This is a genomic window from Chitinophaga hostae (assembly GCF_018224885.1).
In the GTDB taxonomy this organism is placed as follows: Bacteria; Bacteroidota; Bacteroidia; order Chitinophagales; family Chitinophagaceae; genus Chitinophaga; species Chitinophaga hostae.
Genome location: NZ_JAGTXB010000013.1, coordinates 47,765 through 67,960, shown reverse-complemented (window position 1 = coordinate 67,960; position 20,196 = coordinate 47,765). Strand labels below are relative to the sequence as shown.

The following is a 20,196-nucleotide window of genomic DNA, read 5'->3' as shown; positions in this document are numbered from 1 at the left end:
TGCTTAACAGTTGAAATAATAAATGATTTGTTTCCGCTCCTTAAAAATTCACGTTCACGCCAACGTTGAACACTTTCTGCTGCGGATAAAAATATCCGCTGCCATCAGTGCCTTCCGGATCTATTTGTTTTACACGGGTAAAGGTGAGCAGGTTAAAGCCATTCACATAAAAACGGGCTGCTTTAATAGATGCTTTGGATAACAGGGAGGCTGGCAGGTTATAGCCAATCTCTACGTTTTTAAGACGAAGGAAGGAAGTGTTCCAGTTCCAGAAGGTGCTGGGATAGGCGCCCAGGTTACTGGAGTTGGGACGGGATACCGGGCGTGGCCAGGAAGCATCCGGATTTTGGGGAGACCAGCGGTTATCGGCCCATTCTTTCAGGAAGGAACCAAATTCGCCGGATTCCCAGAGCAGGTACTGTGCAGAATTCCCCTGTCCCTGCAACAAAATATTTACGTCAAAACTTTTCCAGGATGCACCTAACGTAATACCATATACGATTTGCGGGATGTTGTTCTGGTCTACCCTCACACGGTCTGCTGCGGTGATCTGTTTATCGCCGTCCACATCTTCCAGGATCAGATCTCCCGGTTGCGTGCCCGGCGCATGGGGCAAGGCATCTACCTGCGCCTGGTCCCTGAAAATACCGATGCTGCGGTAGTATAAACCGGCATTGATCGGATGCCCTTCTACTTTCTGGTAAGAAAGCGTAGACGGAGCTTCATCCAGGAATATTACTTTATTTTTGATGAAGCTGAAGTTACCGCCAATATTGAATTTCACCTCGTTGAAGCGGGTTTCATACATCACCGATGCCTCAAAGCCTTTGTTGGTTACCTTACCGATATTTTCGTCCGGGATCTGGTTGCTGCTGATACCGCTCACACCGGGTATACTTAAATTTCTCGGCGCCAGGATATTATCACGGGTTTCACTGAATACATCCAACGTTACATTGAAATGATCAAACAGCGATGCGTCTATCCCGATATTGGCTTTTTTAGCGGTTTCCCAGGTGATGTTGGGATTGGCCAGTTTGGCATATACAATGGTCGGAATATTGGCGCCATAAGGCTGACCGGCGTTGGTTACCGTACTCAACACATTCGTTTGCAGGTTGAGGTTTTGCAGGTATTGATAACCCGGTCCCTGATCCGGGGCAATATTTTCATTACCCAGCAGGCCGTAGGAAGCGCGGATCTTTAGGCTATTAACACTGTTTTTATTAAACCAGGATTCTTCCGAAACACGCCAGGCAGCCATGGCGCTGGGGAAAAATCCATATTGTTTTCCCGGTGCAAAAATGGAAGATCCATCTTCACGCAGCTGTACGTCCAGCAAATATTTTTCTGCATAGTTATAGCTGATACGGCCAAAGTAACTTCTGCGGCTGATCACATAACTGCTGCCGTAGTTGCTGGCATCTGTTGGCAACGCACCGCCCTGGCTCAGCTCCGGCAACAGGGTGGTGATGTAGTTCTGACGGGCCGCGCCAAAGGTTTCGTAGGTTGTTTTAGACTGTTGCACCGCTGCGAAAGCGCTGAGCTGGTGTTTACCAAAATGTTTATCGTAGCTCAAACGCAGGAAAGAGTTCAGCAGGGTGTAGTTGATCTGGCTCTCTGATAAAGAAGGATTATTAGGACCGCCTTTAACCGGGTTGTAAGTTTGCCCGCCTTTATCGTACTGGTATACGATCCAGTTTTTCGCGAGCTGTTTATCAAATTCAAAACGCTTGTCTATAGATACCATCCCATCTACAGACAATCCTTTAAAGAATTCATAACTGGCTTTACCGATCACGCTTCCCGTGGTGATGGGTCTTTTATCCGCGCCGGATAACTGCGCCATTGCCAGTGGATTTTTACCCATTTCCACACCGGCACCCATCAATCCGTTTGGATAGTAAGCAGGCAGTGTTGGGTAGGTGCGGTAAAGGAATTCAAATACATTAGAGGCGCCAAAACCAGCCAGGGCGGTCTTTTCCTCCTGGCGACCGGATAACTGTACGGTAGCCTTGAATTTGGAGGAGAAGTTGATATCGAAGTTACCGCGGATATTATATTGTTTATAGTTCAGCGGGCTGTTACGATACAGGCCGTCCTGGTTCAGGAAGCCGCCGGAGATATAATACAATAATTTATTACTGCCGCCCGAGAAGGACAGGTTGGCGGAGGTTTGAGACGATAGTGGCTTCATCAGCTCCTTTTCCCAGTCGGTATTCGGATAGGACACGGGATCTTTTCCGTTCCTGAATAATTCAATCTCTGCATCGGAATAACGTTGATGCGTGCCCTGCGAAGGATTATTATAATAACCGATTTCATTCACGATGGCGGCATAGGTGGCGGCATCTACAAATTCCGGTAAGCGGGTAGGTTTAATAAAACCCTGGTTCAGGGAGAAGTTAAAGTTTGTTTTACCTGCATCGCCTTTTTTGGTAGTGATCAGTATAACGCCGTTAGCTGCCTGGGAGCCATAAATGGCTGCAGACGCATCTTTCAGAACGCTGACACTTTCTATATCGCTGGCATTTAGGCGTGAAAATCCACCGAGCGCATTGGGTACGCCGTCAATAACAATCAGGGGGGCGGAATTACCCGTAGTGGCAATGCCCCGTATCAGGAGGCGGGCATCATCATACCCTGGTTCACCGCTGGTATTGGGTGCAATAAGCCCCGGCATACGGCCTACCAATGAGTTGGAGATATTGGGTTGCGGACTTCTCAGTATCTCCGCGCTTTTTACTGCCGCCACGGAACCGGTTAAGGTAGCCTTCTTCGCCGTACCGTATCCCACTACTACCACGTCGCCCAGGTTTTCAATAGCAGGTACCAGGGAGATGATATTCATATCATCTGTCAGCACTACTTCCTGCTGCTGGAAACCGATGCCGGACACTATTACCGTGTTTTTCCCGCCGGTGGCGCTGAGCACAAACTGGCCCTCGGTATCTGTTTTGGCGCCGGTAGTGGTGCCTTTTACTACGACAGATATAAAGGGTAGTGGCGATTTGTCGGTGGAACTGATGACTTTACCTTTGAATGGTTTTTGCTGTGCATAACCTGCTACACACAAACAAAACGCGGAGAGAAATGCCATTACGCATTTCACCAAATGTCTGGCAATCATTTTCTTTAATTTAAAACGTAAATGGATTCGAATGGTGGAAAAAATGAATCGTGGAAATATGGTAACCCAAATTCATAACGCGCTTTTTATCTAACTATACTATTCTGTTCTATTCTATACTATACTATCCTACAAATATAATTTCAGGGTTTGAAACTTCCAAAAAATAAATTGACACAGCTTTAGCAGCAGCAACGGGGATAGTGCTGTAGTTGGGCATCTTGCCTTAGCTTGATTGGTAGTATGGTGAAAATCAGGTATGCCGGAGCACGCTTTGCGCGCAGAGGGAACAAGAAAGCAGGTACGCAAGGACTGTTACCGGTATCTTCCGGCACTTGGGATTTATTCTTTTCGTTTGACAGAATGGTGCTAAAAGCGCATGACGCGGTCTTTGTCTCCCACGCGATAATGTAACATGGGCAAAGTATTGAGGTGGCCGGGATATGGTTACGTTATCAACACTATTGTTTGAAAACAGTAAAATTGTGGAGATACCTTCCGTTCAGTGATCCGTTGACCCACAGCTGCCTTACTTCGTATCCTTTCAGACTGCTATCTGCCATAAATACAAAAAATAACGTACCCGCTACCCTGATGGAGCCACTAGTCTTGTCATGTTGAAATCGCAGTGTTCCTGATGAACGTGAATAATAATAAGTGGATTCAAAATTAACCCCGAGGCCACCTGCCGGAATATGTACCTGCCCGTTTGTCAGAAAGTTGAAATGTGCGCCTCTGCCGTTCCCATCTTCATCATAGGTAATTCCTTCCCAGGCCGTATTTTCTATTTGTCGCTCTGTTTCGGCGTTATTGATTTCGCTATGGATAATTCTCCATTCGCTTTGGTTAAAGGTAAAATCTGTCAGTTTTCCTTCTAAGGCAATTTTTGCTGACACCTGCGAGGCGGATGGATTAAGGCCAAACGTAATAATACCGGCATTTTTATCAATGGTATACTTGCCACCGTAGGTATTGGAGTACTCTCTCCAAATCAAAGTACCGTCTCCTTTAAAGGTCATATTAAACGGCTCCGTTATGAACTTGTTGGCATATTTAAATTCACCACTCCAGGTTCTGTCTTTAAAAAGGGCACTGTACTTATCTTCCGGTCCCTGGGCACCTTCTTTCTTACAACCAACAAAGATGATGCTGGTCATCAACATGCAAATGGATACTAATCTTATGTAGTTTTTTTTTTGGGTGAAAGACATATGGTGAGAATTTAAGGCTAAACAATACCCGAAATATATGCTTTAACTACAGCGCCGGGAGTGCTAACCAGCGATTCGCGGGTTTTATTTATTATCTGGCGCATTAGAGGATGTAACTGGTTAGGGCAACAAAAGAGGCCACTGAAAATCAGTGGCCTCCTAAAATATAAATGGGGCTGAAGGAAACTATTTTCTTTTCAACACCGAGCCAATCATCAGTTCCAGCGTCCGCTCATTACTACCGTCTATCCGGAAGTCTGTAAACACCATCTGACCGTTTTGATCAATGAGGAAATTGGTAGGCTCTCCGCGTACTTTATATACCTTCGCTGCCCAATCATCATCAGCGCGCAGCGGGGTAAAAGAATAACCTGTTCCTTTCATAAACGGCACCACATATTCATCCTGGTCCGGCGAAACGTTAATGCCTACATAGGCCACATCCTGTCCTTTAAACTTGTCCATCACATTTTGAAAATGCGGGAATTCTCCGCGGCAGGGACCACAACCCGGAAACCAGAAGGTCAGCAACACTACTTTCCCCTTATAATCCGCCAGGGAAGCAGTTCCGGAGGAAGTATACAATCCGAGGTTAAAAGGCGGCGCAGGTTTAATGGTTTGCTGTCTTATCTGCCATATATCATTTTCTATCTGCTGCTGATCTTTGCCCTGGGCTTTTCCATACACTTCAAGTCCTTTCCATAAATCATCTGTTGGTTCCTTGGCATAAATAGTGGCCAGTCCGTTATACGCGTCCGTTGTATTTCCCATGCCGTGCGCAGCCTGGGCTTTCAGCTGGGCGATAAAGGTGGTCAGCCTTGTGTAGCGGGGCAGCTTCACGCCTGCCAGCATCCCGGCAGCCTCCCTGAATTGCTGTTGCTGCAACAGGCCGTTTATCGTTACAATCTTCCCGGCCAGGGTATCCTTTGCCCCCCAGCCTTCCTGGCCTTTCAGGGCAGCCGCCAGTTCTGCCGCTTTTGCGGGATTGGTTTTCAGGTAGATGCTGAACAGATCCTCCATGCCACCCGACGACCAGCTGAACTTTGCCGGCGGATAAGCGGCACGCATCTGCTCATACACCATTATTTTTTCTGCAGTATCCCTGCTCCTGGCGCCCAGCCAGTATAAACCCTGTGCCCCGCGTTCACTTTGCGGAAATTTTTTGGCCAGGTCATACAACATGGTCCGCCACTTTTTCCCGTCAACATGCTCAAAATCCATGGCATAATAAAAAGCATACCCCGGATCTGAAGGATCAGCGGCCGATGCCTTACCCATATATTCTCTTGCTCCGTCCTGGTTTCCCCAACGGTCGGCATCAATAGCAAGGTCCATCCAGGCCGGGGCCAGCTGAGGATTCAATGCTACGGCCTTTAACAGGTAGGGCTTTGCTTTCGGACTTTCTACATCAGCAAAGGCGGCTCCCAATGCATACGGCACTGTGGCCGATTTAGGGAATTGTTTTGCCCACTGCGCATACTGTCCTTTCAATAACGATACAACAGAATCTCCATTGCGGAAAGATGCATTGGGAATACTTTTACGGAATGCTTCAATAAACTGCTGATGCGCTCCCAGGCTATCCGGGTACTTTGCTATCACCGCTTTTAACTCGCTGATACTTGCTTTCCTTTCCTGTGCCAGGGCGGGTATAACCGGCAGCCCTGCCAGCAGCATAGCTACGCCGGTATTGATAATTTTTTTACAAGTCATATGGATGGGTTTTTAATATTTGTTCTGTTCAATTAAACCGTTACTGGATATAATTTCTGTGCGGGGAAGCGGTGCGGCAAAACGTCTTCCGTTTTTAGGCAGCGTATACGTTCTGGTGGGTTCTCCCACTGCTACCTGTGCGCTGTTATACGGATAAAATGTTCTGCTGAGTACTACATCATCATTTGGATCCTCGTTGTTATTCAGTCGCCTGATATCAAACCAACGTTGCGTAAAAGGCATTTCACGACGGCGTTCTTCCAGGACCAGTTTTATGGCAGCATCTTTTCCTGCCGCCGAAACATCAACCCAGGGCCCCGGCTTCATACGTTTTGCACGCAGGGTATTTAAGGCTGTCATTGCATCGCCGATATTACCGCTCCTCGCCTGGCATTCTGCCCTGATCAGCAACATCTCGGCAACGGTAGGACCCGAAGGTATCCTGTCTTTAAAAAAGAAAACGTACCCGGGGTAACTGTACGCCGGTTTGATCAAACCACGGTCGTAAGAATAATTTTCAACGATATGATATTCATAACGCAGGTCATGATCATGGTCGTACAAATCCAGTAATGCCTTGCTGGGTATATACCACCACGATTCATGGTTCAGCATCCTGAAATACAGGAACTCCTTCCAGCCTATCATGTCTGTCATATCCACCTGGTTGTTATGGGTATACGGATATTTAATGGTCACCGTTTGTGCATTCGGCGTACCGGCATTAATCGTTATGTTCCCATCATTTCCATACTTCATTTCCGTATTATAATCCACCAGCCGGCTGTATTCCGCTAATGCTGCATTGGCATGTTTCAGTGCTTCTGCATAGTTATTCCGGTTTAAATAATAGCGTGCTGCAAAGCCGTTTACGCCTGCTTTGCTGGCGCGCCAATGACGGGGTGTTCCGCCAGCAGCCAGTGATACAGGTGTTTTTAACGCTTCTGCCAGGTCCGACCCGATCAGGTCATACACTTTTTCCAGTGGCTGGCGTGCTACCGGTTCTTCAAAACCGGTGCCCAGCTTGATGGGCAAACCGGCTTCCTGCTTATTGGCATTTGTATAAGGCAAACAGTAGGTGTTGGCAAGTACCCAATAGCTGTAAGCCCTGATGAAATGTGCATCTGCCTTTATCACTGCTTTTTCTTCTTCGGTGCCGGTCACTTTATCCACATAGGAAAGGGCCATATTGGCGTTAAAGATCTTTTTATATTCGTTACTCCAGAACGATTCACGGCCGTCATCCGGGAGATTGTTAATATCCCAGAGCGTAAATTCCACCTGCGCCATGGAAAATGTGGAAGGGCGGGCATTATACAACGCCAGTGGAAGATCTGCATCATCAGTACTATAAATGGCGGTTCTGTTACCTTCCCGGTAAAAGGTGCCATAATTATTCAACAACGCATCCAATTGCGCGGTGGTAGTTACAACGAGCGATGAAGTTTTGGATGGTTGTTCATTCAGGTATTTATCACAGGAACTGAGTAAAGTCAGCAGCGCCATACCCGGCAACAAGCGGTATATTTTATTGATCAGCATGATGGCAGATTTAAAGCGTTAATTTAAGTCCGAATGTAAATTTGGGCTGAGGCTTCATACCTCCCAGCGGATACTCCGGATCTTCTCCGTAACTATTGGCCAGGATGGTAAAAAGATCGTTACCCTGTGCATAGAACTGCAGTCCGCCAATGTGCATCGCAGATGTCAGTCTTTTTTTCAGACGGTAAGTAATGTTCAGTTCCTGCATGCGGATATGCGATGCGTTGGCAGCCAGGTAGCTCATGTACGGATAAAAACGATCCCAGAAATAAAATTTAGGTTCATCATCATTCTGTGGCAACGGTACAATCTTCATAGGGTCGCCGTTCATTACTTCGCCCAGCTTCTTGTTAGGCAACACCCTTGATCCCCAGAGTACGGGATAGTTGAACGACATACGATTAAACACATGACCAAATTTTCCGGTAATGATAAACGATACATCAAAATCGTACAGTTTAAAGGAGTTCACCATGCCCAGCGTGTAAGGCGCTACCTGTGTGCCCATATCCAGCATATAGTCCCTGCCATCGCCGGGAGTCCAGCCGGTAAAGTTATACATGTCCTTCCCCGCGCCTTTTACATAAGGTTGTTTGTCGTATACGCCTGCATACTGGAAGCTCCAGAGTGTACTCGCATCTTTTCCTTCCACATAGGCGCCGCTGCCACCGGAAAACAGCGTATAGGCAGGATAGTTAGCTACAAACAGTTTGGTGATCCTGTTTTTATTATAGGAAAAATTCAGATCCCCTCTCCACATGATGTCATTCCCTTTGATAGGGAGACTGGTACCTATGGTAACTTCTATCCCACGGTTGCTCATTTCGGCATTGTTTAACCTCTGGGAGGTAGTGCCGTTTACCGCCGGAATGGATAATTCAGCAATAAGATCCCTGCCTTTTTTATTGTAAACATCTACCTTACCATGCAGCCTGTCATTGAAAAGCGTGTAGTCGAGACCGAAGTTCCAGGTACCTGTTTTTTCCCAACGGAGCGTAGGGTTGCCATAGCTGGAAATGGAAGCCTTAAAGTCCTGCGTATAAACATCCGGCGTGGCCGTGGTGGCAATCAACGGGCGGAAGGCGGTAGACTTATCCACGTTACCATTAAATCCATAAGTGAGCCGCACATTCAACCAATCGATCCAGGAAATAGCCGACATAAAGCGTTCCTTTTGTAGCTGCCAGGCCAGGCCTGCCGACCAGAAAGGTGCATAGCGATACTGCGGATCGTCGGTGATCAGGTTAGACGCATCTGTGCGGTAGCTGCCGGACACTGTGTATTTATTCCTGAATGTATAGGCGCCGTTGACATAGAAAGAAAAATATCTTTCTGTTGCGTAAGAGAATGTATTCGTGTAGGAGAAGGTCTGATTATAGCCCAGCCAGTTTTTAATGGGTGAAAAAGTGCCTCCCGGCCCGTTCGGAAATGTACCCAATGTAAGGGTTTGATCATTGTAACCGTAGGTAGTTGGATTGCCAAAGTTTTGGGTAACGAAACTGTTAACTTCCGACCCGGCGATCACATTTACTTCATGTTCTTTTCCAAACCTGCGGTTGAAGTTAACCTGGTTACGGAAATTATAGGATTCAGCCTTGCTTCTGCTCTGCGTGAGTATGCTGCCTTTGGGCAGGTTCAGGGTAATGGCGCCGGTGGACTGGTTCCAGCTGGCGGCAGTATTCACCCTGTCTCTTACGTAAAAGGTCTGATCGTTGTATAACCCACGGTTAAAGGTGTTAAACAATTCATACTGAATTTTACTGTCGAACGATAACCCCTTCATCAACCGGAATGTGAGCCCAGCCTGCATCCTGGCGTTTAACTGTTTGGCGGTAATATCCCGGTTAGCCACTTCCTGGATTGGATTGTAGGTCCAGTCGGGGTAGGGAAATTTATTCATGGGTACAAACCGGTTCAGTATTGGCCAGTAATACTGGCTGATATTAGTCAAAGAACCATCAGGATTCTTCAGCATATCATAAGGCGATAATCCCTGGATATCGTCCAGCGTTACACCATTGTTATGCGCATCGTTATACTGCAACATGGCGTTGACATTAAAGTCCAGCCATTTAAATATGTTGGCATTGGCGCGGTAATTAAACATGTAATTGTTCACATTTGTTCCTTTGAAGTTCGATTGCCTTTTTCCGAACAACAGGGACAATACATTACTCATACGCTGAGAGCCACCATAAAGGGTAAGATTATATTGCTGATCCAGCGGGTTAGCCAGCAGGTTTTTCGATATCTGCGAACGGTTATCCTGCGTCTTCAGTTTTTCCAATACGGCGTCGCGGTCGGCGGCAGACAGGTAGCCGAGATAGTTTTCGCTCAGCGCCACGCTGGCCTGTGACCATTGGTCGCCATAGTCGGACATGAGATCACCGGAGTTCACGATGCCACCCCATTTGTTAAACGCAAGCTTTTCATATTCCACTGTTTCAGCAGACGATGCCAATGGGTTTACATATCCCAGGTCAAATTTACTACCGATGCGACTAAACGCGGAGAATTCCACCCGTAACGGAACGCCGTGGGCCGATTTTTTTGTGGTAATAACAATCACGCCATTGGCGGATCTGGCGCCCCAGATAGATGCCGCTGCCGCATCCTTCAGGATGGTCACGCTTTCTACATCATTCGGGTTGATAGAGTTAAAATCGCCCTGGATAGGGAAACCGTCTACCACCACCAACGGCGTAGCATTGGCATATAAGCTGGTTTTTCCCCTGATCTCAAAGGTGGGATTTCCATCAACGTCCAGTTTGGCTTGCATACCGGCGGTGGTACCGATGAGCCGCTGGGCAATATTAACCGCTGGTTTGTCGAGTTGCGATTTGCTGATCACATCAAAGGAACCGGTGGCGCGTTCCTTTGATATGGTTTGGTAGCCGGTAGATACTACGGCTACCGCATCCAGCAGGTTGGTTTTTGTTTTTAATACAATGGTGAGATAACTTTTGCCGGCAGTTTTCAGCTTTTGCGTTTCATACCCTACGCTGCCAATGATCAGGGTAGCATTTTCTGCCACGCCTGTCAGCGTAAACTCCCCGTTCTCGTTAGTAATAGCCCCCATGGCTTTCCCTTCCACACGTACGCTGACACCAGCCAACGCCTTCCCGTTGTCATCAGTAATACGGCCGCGAATAGTGCTGGCCACCAGCATCTGCAGCGGAATGGACGGAAAAATCCCGTTGGGCACACGCCTGATAATAATAAGGTGATCTTCTATACTATAAGTATAGGATAATCCCTTTAAACAGGCATCCAGTGCTTCTCTCATAGTCACGTTCTTCAGCTGCAGATACCGCTCCGTATTATTCTCCAGTAACGTATTATCCGCAATAAAGGAGTAACCGGTCTGCCTTTTTATTTCGCCGAGCACATGTTTTATAGTCAGGCTTTCCCGCTTGATAGTAATATACTGAGAGTAGGTTTTAGCGCTCAGATGCAGTGCGATGATGAGTAATAATATAGTCAGCCGCATGATCTTCCAGATTAAAAGGGACAATAATTCTCCCCTGCCCACAGGGGCATTCCCATTAACAATAAGTTTCATAAATTTGGTTTGTTCGGGTGGTACTTTAAAACGAGGTCCTTTAAGCAGATTTGGTTGATAAGGTACCCTGAATATACAGCCGGGGGTGAGTCGTAATCACTTCCGGCCTTCTTTTACAGGCATACCGGTAGCCTAACAACTATCCTGTTGTCATATGAGATAATTTTTGGTTGATGAATAAATTTTTACTTAGCGGAAACGATTAGTGTCCGGTTCTCCAGGCGCGCGTTAACGCCATAAATAGTTAGTGCTTTTATTACGTCAGATAAATTTACGTTCCGGTCTATCATGCCTACAAAGCCGGTTTCCGGTAACGTTCCCTCAATTTTTATCTCGATATTATACCATCGTGCTATTTTTCTCAGAAGCGCCGGCAGGTTGTTACTTTCCAGGGAAAGCTGGCCATTTATCCAGGCCATGGCATCGGCCGGGTTCTCTACTTTACTCACGGTTACCTGCTCCTGCCCTGTGCTTGCCTCCGCCTGTTCCCCGGGCTTCATCAATGTTCCATTGATCCGTATCAGCCCCTCTATAAGCGTCGTTTTCATGACCGGCTCGTCGGCATAGGCATTGACGTTAAACGCCGTACCAATATCCTCTATCACATGTTTACCTACCCGCACTCTAAAAGGTTGCTTTTCGTTATGCACCACCTCAAAATATACTTCCCCCTTAATATCCACGATTCGTTCTTTGCCATTAAAACTCAGCGGATAGCGGATAGAGCTGGCTGCATTCAACCATACCCCGGTTCCATCCGGTAACACCATTCTCCATTGCCGGCCCTTATCGGTGGTCACTTCGTTATATACTTCCTCGCTGGCCCGTCCCTCATATTTAATCATTCCATTCTCCTTTACCACCCTCACCTGGCCCTGTACGGCCACGGTACCATTACCCGCACTGTCCAGCACCAGTGTACTGCCATCAGAAAGATGCAGCACAGCGCCGTTGCTTCCGGGCGCAATATCCTTCCTGGCCGCCAGTTCCGGGTGAACCGTTTTCGTGGCATGTTGCAGCCACCAATACATACCGCCACCTGCTACCAGCAAAGCGATAGCTGCTGCGGCGGCCCACACCTGCATCCTGCGCCGGAAGGGCGTTTGCTTCGCTTTTGCGAGAGGCATTTCTCCCCAGCCGCCAGCAGGCCGGCGAATGCTTTTCAACAGCTCCGCCCTGATCTCTTCCTGCAGCCCGCTGCCGTCCTCCGTATTGTCTGACCCGTTATCCAGGTCATCCAGGCTATCCATATAACTTTCAACAAAACGCACTTCAGCCGGGCTCGCCTGCCCTGCCTCGTATTTTTTGAGTATGGATAGCAAATATTTCTGGTGCCAGTCAGAAAGCTGCATAAAACGCCTTTTTAGTATAGTCACAAAAAAGAACGCAGCTTCCCGGAAAAAAATAACTTTTTTTCCGCTGTCAGATAAAAAAGTGTAAAATGGTTAGCAACGTACCAAACCGGGTACGCAGATGGCGGAGGGAAAGACTTAAATTATTCTGTATGGTTTTTGGCGAGAGGTTCATTTCAACAGCTATTTCCTTTACAGACAGCTCTTTCAGGAAATATTGTATAAAGATCCGGCGCTGGGTATCCGGCAATACATCTATCCAACCTTCCAGCAGCTTTATAAAATCCTTTTGCTTCAATACCTGGTCGGCCTCATAAGGGGAAAAGAGCAGCGTTTCAAATAAATCAAAAAAAGCAGGGATCTTATTCCGGTTGATGTAATTGATAAGCCTGAAACGGACAGCCTGCTCCAGGTAGGCAGACAGATGACCGATCGTTAGCGATTCCCGGCGCTTCCAGATATCCAGGAATACATCGTGCACTATTTCCTTGGCCTGCTCCTTATCCGCTTTCTTACGACAGGCGGATCTGTAAAGCTGGTTCCAGTAGCGATCATAAATTTCAGTAAAAGCCGCTTCATCACCGCACTTAAGCAGCGCTATGAGTTGCTCATCTGTATGTATATCATACTGGGACATAAAAAATAGATGCAATGGTTGGTACCCTAAAGATAATCTGTTTTCATTCAGATGCTTAAAAGAATTTTTAAAACTGTCCCTGGCAGGACACCTCCTCCTGCTCATCCCGGGGACCTCGTTTGCAGGTACCCCCGTGAAATCCCCCTCCCCTTTTTCCGTCTTTTCCCGATTGTATCCCGGCGCCATAAGCGGGAAATTTGAGTCATAAATAGTTTTTTATGTCAGAACAAATTCCCCAACCTCCATCCTCAACCCCTACTCCCGACTATCGTGTAGGCTATCTGTCCCTGACCGGTTTGGCCGGATTCTTTGCAGGCTGCATCCTTCTTTTCTATGGTAGCTTCCAGTTTGATGGAAAACCGGCTTCGGTGTTTCATGAAGTCGTTTATACTCCCAGCCAGTTGGCCTGGTCCTGTGTAAAAGACACAACCAGCGCCTACGAAACTAAAATAGGCAAACAACGTAAAATAGTGGATTCGCTGACAGACAAAAAAAGAGATGCGAAAACACAGCAGTCCGCAGACCCGTTGATTGCACAGCAAAAACTGGATACCAGTACCCTGGAGAAATTATATGTTTATAAAGATTACTATGAAGATCTGCCAGAGGTAGACTCCCTGGGATTCGATGCAGTTAACAAGGTTCTGCACTTCCAGGTCACACCGGACTCCATTAGATACTGGGATACATTATTTACAAAAGATGGCTATACCTGGGTAAGTCCCCTTGTTGATTATACACTCAAAGACAAAACACTTCCGTTGAAACTTCAGGGATGTACACAGTTCAGTATCCGCAAAGCAAGATCCGACGTGGCATTTATTACAAAATATCCGCAGGCGGGCACCTGGATGCTACTTGTACTTGTCTTTTGCAGCTTCTGCTTCCTGGCATTTTCTACCGCGCTGCATTCAGCCAACCGGGTCAACAAATTGTTCAAAGACCAGGGTGTGCCGAAATTTAACAACAAAAACTATTTTCTGCTTTGCCTCGCGGCATTGGTATCCATATTGATTTCATTGGTCATCTGGAGACTCACCTTTTACGATGACGATATCATCAAACCCCTCTATTTCTACAGACACATAACACAAACCACATCATGGATAACAATCATTGGCTGTATCACCGGCGCCTGCTGCCTGGGTGGATTCGTTTACACCGCTTCCATGCTGAGTTATTTCTCCACACCACTGATCTCCGCCCGTAAAGCAACCGCACAAAAGCAGCTCACCGTGGACCAGGCAGACGCGGATACTTTGCGCAGCAGCCAGGAAGAATTGCTGCAGGCCCAGGAGGAGCAAACAAAACAAACGGAGCTATTCAAAAAACTCTCCGCCATTTTCCAAACTTATTTCCTGTTATCAGCCGGCCTGTTATCACTCCAGATACTCTGCACAGGCGCACTTTTCAGTACCGTGAACTCACTTGACTTTGTAAAAATGCTGGCCAGCGACTGGGGCTACAGTCCTGCACGGGCAGATTTCATCTACCTGTATGGCGGACTCTATACCATTATTATGCTGTTGGTATACGTACCTGCAAAAATGCGCTTCAGTGAAGTAAATCTCCAGGGTATTGAACAAACACCCACGAAGTGGTTTGAAGCCTTAAAGAACCCGCTCGGGCATTTCAGTGGCCTGCTCGTGGCCTCCTCTCCGCTGCTGGTGAGCATTGTTCAGTCACTCCTCGATACATTATTCAAATAACCCCGGTATGCCGAAAACGGGACTAAGAGTAGGCACTAAACACTTTACTATGAAAAAGATAACTATTGAAGGAAAATTCAGCGGTACCCCAAATGACTTTGTTGTACTCGATGTATTCCGCTCCAACGCACTCCCTAACCCTTATGATTTTAAAAAATCATACACCGGTTCGTTTAAGGAAACACTAAAAGATCTTGAACCCGATACCATTTACAACATTGACTTCTCCGGGTTTACACCAGGCGATTTTGACATAAAAATCAGCGGCGAATTTCAGAATACCAATCCGCAAACCGCCTCATTCACCAACACCAGCTTTACTCCTGGTTATGTTATCCAAACAAACGTTTAAAACGATTCTTATGAAAAAGTTTTTTATTGCCTCCATAGCCCTGTTGCTTTTCGCTACCATCGGCTTTAGTCAAAGCGATTTCAGTATGAAATCCATCAATAAGGAAGTAAACAAGCAGCGAACCGCAAACTCAAAAGATATATTAACCAGCTTTTTCCGGGCAAGTCTCGATAACCTGTTGGGCAGCGGGCATAGCTTTACTTTGAATTCTTCCTTTTATGGCCTCGACTCTATCTTCCGTCATAACGGCATGCCCGCCAGGAGCTATGAAGCAGAAAGAAGGCTGAGATGGACATCACTGAATTTTACCATTACCGGCGACAGCAGTAACAATATCGTTAAATACAGCGGTGGATTAAGTATTACCCTGCTTAATAAAAAGGACGTTACCCTATCACGGATGGACATGGCCAATACTCAGCGCCTGCGGCAGTTAAGCTTCTTTATGAGTGCGTTTAAGAAAAGTGTGCATAATATTATTTCACACCGGCACCCGGAAGCCATGAATAATTTTGCTACTAACACGGAAATTACAAATTCGATCAACAAGGCGGATGCCCAGGACGACTACAGCAAGTTACACCCCTATGTAAAAGAAGCGTTGAATGACCCCGATTTTATAGCGGGAGTAGCTGCTGAACGGAATGCGCTCTTTACCATGAGTGATGAAGAAATCGCCCAATACACCGCACGTATTAAAGCAGGTGAAGATGCCTTCCAAACCGTTTATTCTGACATCGCAGCCCAATACCGCAACAAACCGCTCTGGACATTCAGCCCTTCTGTATCATACGATCGCGTAAGTAAACAAGCCGAATACTACGCTGCCACCTATTTTACCGTAGGACTCACCGGCAACCCCGAACGTAAACCCTGGGAACTGGAAGCCAATGCTTCTTTCAAAGTTGGCCCCGACTCGGTGTCAAAGACCAGCAATTACAATAACAAATTTTTGTCTGCCAGCCTGGGTGTAAACAAAGTACTCATGCAAACAGAAGAGAAAGAATCAAAAATGGAATTCAAACTTTTTACACAATATGATCAGCAATTCGGCACGGTGGCTCCCGGCACGGAAAAACATGTATTCACGCTAAACACCACGTTAAGAGTGAATGTTTTCAAATCGCTGTGGTTGCCTCTCACACTAAAATACGATCCCGAAAACGGCAACTTCCTGGGCATATTTGCCGTTACCGCCAATATTGGCAACTAACAGGAAGTGTTAGCCCCAAAAACAGGTGCCTGGGCATAGGTTCAGGCATTTGCTTTTCCGGATACCCTCAAATGAACAAACGCCAAAACGACTGATTTTTGTAACTTGTAGTGTTGCCTCGCCCCTGATTCAAATTTATTTTTTATGCAAGAAACAAGATATATAGCGATCGCCGACGATCACGCCATGCTCAGAAAAGGACTGGAAGTGGTGATTAACCTGTTCCCCAATCACCAGGTATTGTTCACCGCATCAGATGGCGACGATCTGATCAAACAACTCGATCCCGATCACCTGCCCCACATCGTACTGATGGACATCAGCATGCCGGGTAAGGATGGCTACCAAACGGCCGAACACCTGAGACTGCATTTCCCCGATATCAAAGTACTGGCATTAAGTACACTGGAATCGGAAGCAGCCATCATTAAAATGATCAAACACGGCGCAAAAGGATATATACTCAAAGATGCAGACCCCTCCGAATTAAAGATCGCCTTTGATGAAATCATGAGCAGGGGATATTATTATAACGACCTTGTTACCCGCAAGGTGATGCAATCGATTAATCACCTGGTAGACGAAAAAAATCCGCTGCCCATTTTTACCAAACTAACCGAACGGGAAATACAGTTTTTAAAACTCGCCTGCAGCGAAAAAACATACCAGCAAATCGCAAAGGAAATGTTTGTCAGCGAGCGCACGGTAGATGGATACAGGGATGCGCTTTTCAAAAAACTGGACATAAGCACCAGGGTTGGATTGGTACTATTCGCCATAAAAAATAAACTGATCGAGATTTAAATCCGCGAAACCAGTGTAAATACAACCCCTTTACCCGGTCCGGTTTCAATCCGCACCTCATAACTGATCTGGTTAGCACGATAGCGTATATTTTTTATGCCATGCCCCATCACTACCGTTTGCTCCGAGTAGCCTTGGCCGTTATCCTGTATGGAAAGTGTCCTGGTGCCATCCAATACTGCAAACCCAATAGTAATTTTACTGCAGTTGGCGTATTTAAGACTGTTGTTGACCGCTTCTTTTGTGATCATTAAAAGGTTCCTCTTTTCCCTCTTACCCAATATCACCGGTTGCTCAAAATTTCTTTTCAGCTCCAGTTCAATTGCACTCGCCTGTATAATCGGGTTCAATTGCAACTGCAACCGGTTTAGCAGCTCATCCGCCCCGTCATTATTATCATCCAGTACCCAGATCATATCCCGCAGACCTTCCGAAGCCTGTTTTAAAGAGGCTTTAATGTGCTGAAAATATGTTTGCTTCTCCGGTGAATGTTCTGCCAGGTGAGTAAATAATTTGATGGCATTTAATACACTGCCGATATCATCGTGCAGGTCGCCCGCAATCTCCTGCCGCATTTCTTTTAATCGTTCCTGTTGCTGCTGCAGCTGCCGGATACGCCATTTATAAAGGCCGTATATCACCGCGCCCAGCAACAATAACACGCCCAGGTAAAACCACCAGGTCTGGAACCATTTCGGCTGTATGGTAATGATTAATCCCCTCACCATGCTGTAATACCCATCTTCATTTGCCACCCTTGCCTCCAGGTGATAAGTCCCCGGCCCCATTCCTATAAGTGTAATAAAGTCCTGCCTGCCCAGGTCTATCCAGCTGGTATCTCTCTCTTTAATGCGATATTGATAAAATAACTTTGAAGGATTGCGGTAATTAATCCCTTTAAAAGACAATGTAGCCTGCAGCCAGTTATTTGGGATCGCCACCCGGTCAATCAGCAGATCACTTGAATCCGCCTGCCGGCTTTTATCCTTGGTTTGAACTGCAACATGAGTGAAATAAAAAAAAGGAAGTTGTTTATTTTCCCGGACCAGGGCGGGTTTTATCTTGGTAAAACCATTAACACCACCAAAAATCACCATACCATTGGCCGCCAAACCGCTATACTCTTCAAATTCATCGGCCTGCAATCCCTCTTCTTTTGTAAACAAACGCACATTTTTGTTATCCGTATTAAACAACAAAATACCCCGGTTACTAGATACAAACAACTTGTTAGCTACCGGGATAATTTTGTAGAGCTCAGAGGTAGGCAAACCTTCCTTTAGTCCGTAGATTTTTACGATGCGGAATTGCCGATCCAGTTGCACGATACCGGTGCCATACACCGCAGCCCAGAAATAGTTACCCACCTCGCAGATATCCAGCATAATATTGAGGGGCTGGGAGGTGGCAGGGTTTACCAGTGGAATGGGAACAATTTTTCCGGCATTGATATCATACACCGACAGCTGGTTATCACACAGTATAATAACGCGTGATTTATCCTTTGTAGCATACAAGGTATTTAAGGTATTGGATCTTAAAGAAAGAGGCCTGCTGGCGGTGTTCACGGTCAACAGCCGTTTTCTTCCTGGATACCAGAAATAAATACCGTTGGCGTTATCGCTGGCAAACAAAAAGATGCTATCGCCAATATTTACACTGCTTATTATAAGATCGTGCTCCAGCGGTGATAACTCAGGAAAAACGCTTGTAATGCTGACTTCCCGGAAACGGCGATCCAGCAGAAAAGTTTTCCCGGATGCAGATGCCATCAGGAAATCAGGCGTAAGCGGCGCAACAAAATTCACATCGTGCCCGGAATAAATTTTAAATAGTTCATGTTGATATTCCCTGTAAATGCCATCCGATGCAGCGATGATGAGCGCAGAATCCCGGTCGCTACACATGGCATAGGAAAGTGGTATTTTCACTTTGCCGTCTGAAGACTTATAATACGCCGTGAATGGGCCGTCAATGTCTGATATCACGGCAAGCCCGTTCCCGGAAATAAGATACAGGGTGCTTTCCGTTTGCATCACTCCCTTTGATTCACTCAGCCAGGCCAGCATTTCAGGGTCCTTGGCCGCAATATACTCGGTCAGCCGATGGTTGTTAAGCGTACATCTCCATAAACGGTTATTGCTGATCACCCACAGGTTGTTTTCATGAAGATACAGCCCCCTGCAATGGGTGCCTTTAAAAAAGGCGGCTATCGATACATAAGCTGCAGGAGCGGCCGCCGGCATGTTAGCGGCCATATTGTAACAAAGCAGTCCGTTATTGGTAGCCAATAAATAAATGCTATCGCTCAATGAGATTACCCGGTTCACCGCAAAGCCCTGTACCCGGTCAGGCTGCGGGTCTAATGTTCTCACACCCAAAAGCTGCAGGTCCGTTGAATACTGGTAGGTTTCGCCGGTAGACAAAAATATGCTGATGCGGTTTTTAGATAAGATATAGTTAGATATGATGTAGGCCAGCTTCCCCGGGGTTTTAAAAAATACCTGTTGCATAATTTTTTGCCGGGGCCAGCTATACTTCAGGAAATATCCTTCATCTGTACCAATAAAAAGTGTTTCTCCGTTGGCAATGCATTTTGTAACCGTGATGGGGGTACCATCGGGAAGACTGGTCAGCGGACATTGTTTAACCACATTACCGGTTTGTACATCCAGTATTGAAACGCCGCCATAGGGCGTTACGGCAAAAAGCTTCCGGCCATCTTCCGAAAACGAAATATCCGCCACATCGTTGTTCAATATGCTATGCAATGGGTTGCGGTCAAACGCCCGGTAATTGGTAAAGGTATGGCCGTCGAAACGACTAAGGCCACCTTGCGTGGCAATCCAGAGAAAACCAAATTTATCGTGGATAATTTTTCTTATATTTAATGAGGCCAGGCCGTCATCCTGTGTAAACAAATTCAGCGAAACTATCTCTTTTGATTGACACCATATCTTATTTGCAAACC

General features: G+C 46.5%; 12 protein-coding genes. 4 read left to right on the top strand and 8 right to left on the bottom strand.

The window, feature by feature from the left end; all coding sequences use genetic code 11:
- Positions 1–40: 40 nt before the first annotated feature.
- The 7 genes from KE626_RS23150 to KE626_RS23120 form a co-directional block, all read right to left on the bottom strand.
- Positions 41–3,130, bottom strand: a complete 3,090-nt coding sequence (locus KE626_RS23150) for a SusC/RagA family TonB-linked outer membrane protein (RefSeq protein ID WP_211975379.1) — start codon at positions 3,128–3,130, stop codon at positions 41–43.
- Positions 3,131–3,591: 461 nt separating this feature from the next.
- A complete protein-coding gene (locus KE626_RS23145; protein ID WP_211975378.1) occupies positions 3,592–4,341 on the bottom strand; it encodes a hypothetical protein in 750 nt (249 codons plus the stop codon).
- Positions 4,342–4,527: 186 nt separating this feature from the next.
- Positions 4,528–6,054 (bottom strand): redoxin domain-containing protein, encoded by a 1,527-nt coding sequence (locus tag KE626_RS23140; RefSeq protein WP_211975377.1) that lies wholly within the window; start codon positions 6,052–6,054, stop codon positions 4,528–4,530.
- A 12-nt stretch (positions 6,055–6,066) separates the two neighbouring features.
- A complete protein-coding gene (locus tag KE626_RS23135; RefSeq protein WP_211975376.1) occupies positions 6,067–7,596 on the bottom strand; it encodes a RagB/SusD family nutrient uptake outer membrane protein in 1,530 nt (509 codons plus the stop codon).
- A gap of 10 nt (positions 7,597–7,606) precedes the next feature.
- Entirely contained in the window at positions 7,607–11,158 is a 3,552-nt protein-coding gene (locus KE626_RS23130; RefSeq protein WP_211975375.1) for a SusC/RagA family TonB-linked outer membrane protein, read from the bottom strand.
- Positions 11,159–11,343: 185 nt separating this feature from the next.
- Complete coding sequence (locus KE626_RS23125; protein WP_211975374.1) at positions 11,344–12,510, bottom strand: FecR family protein; 1,167 nt, start codon at positions 12,508–12,510, stop codon at positions 11,344–11,346.
- Positions 12,511–12,580: 70 nt separating this feature from the next.
- Positions 12,581–13,147: an RNA polymerase sigma factor gene (locus tag KE626_RS23120; protein ID WP_211975373.1), complete on the bottom strand. Its 567-nt coding sequence runs from the start codon at positions 13,145–13,147 to the stop codon at positions 12,581–12,583.
- Positions 13,148–13,365: 218 nt separating this feature from the next.
- Here KE626_RS23120 and KE626_RS23115 point away from each other — a divergent pair, with 218 nt between their 5' ends.
- From KE626_RS23115 to KE626_RS23100, 4 genes are all read left to right on the top strand, one after another.
- Complete coding sequence (locus KE626_RS23115; protein WP_211975372.1) at positions 13,366–14,856, top strand: hypothetical protein; 1,491 nt, start codon at positions 13,366–13,368, stop codon at positions 14,854–14,856.
- 49 nt (positions 14,857–14,905) lie between these two features.
- Positions 14,906–15,208, top strand: coding sequence for a hypothetical protein (locus KE626_RS23110; RefSeq protein ID WP_211975371.1), 303 nt, complete (start codon positions 14,906–14,908; stop codon positions 15,206–15,208).
- 10 nt (positions 15,209–15,218) lie between these two features.
- Positions 15,219–16,421: a hypothetical protein gene (locus tag KE626_RS23105; protein ID WP_211975370.1), complete on the top strand. Its 1,203-nt coding sequence runs from the start codon at positions 15,219–15,221 to the stop codon at positions 16,419–16,421.
- A 144-nt stretch (positions 16,422–16,565) separates the two neighbouring features.
- Positions 16,566–17,225, top strand: coding sequence for a response regulator transcription factor (locus KE626_RS23100; RefSeq protein ID WP_211975369.1), 660 nt, complete (start codon positions 16,566–16,568; stop codon positions 17,223–17,225).
- On the opposite strand, the gene KE626_RS23095 is transcribed toward KE626_RS23100, so the two are convergent.
- Positions 17,222–20,146: a sensor histidine kinase gene (locus KE626_RS23095; RefSeq protein WP_211975368.1), complete on the bottom strand. Its 2,925-nt coding sequence runs from the start codon at positions 20,144–20,146 to the stop codon at positions 17,222–17,224. The two genes, KE626_RS23100 and KE626_RS23095, sit on opposite strands and share 4 nt — an antisense overlap.
- Positions 20,147–20,196 lie beyond the last annotated feature (50 nt).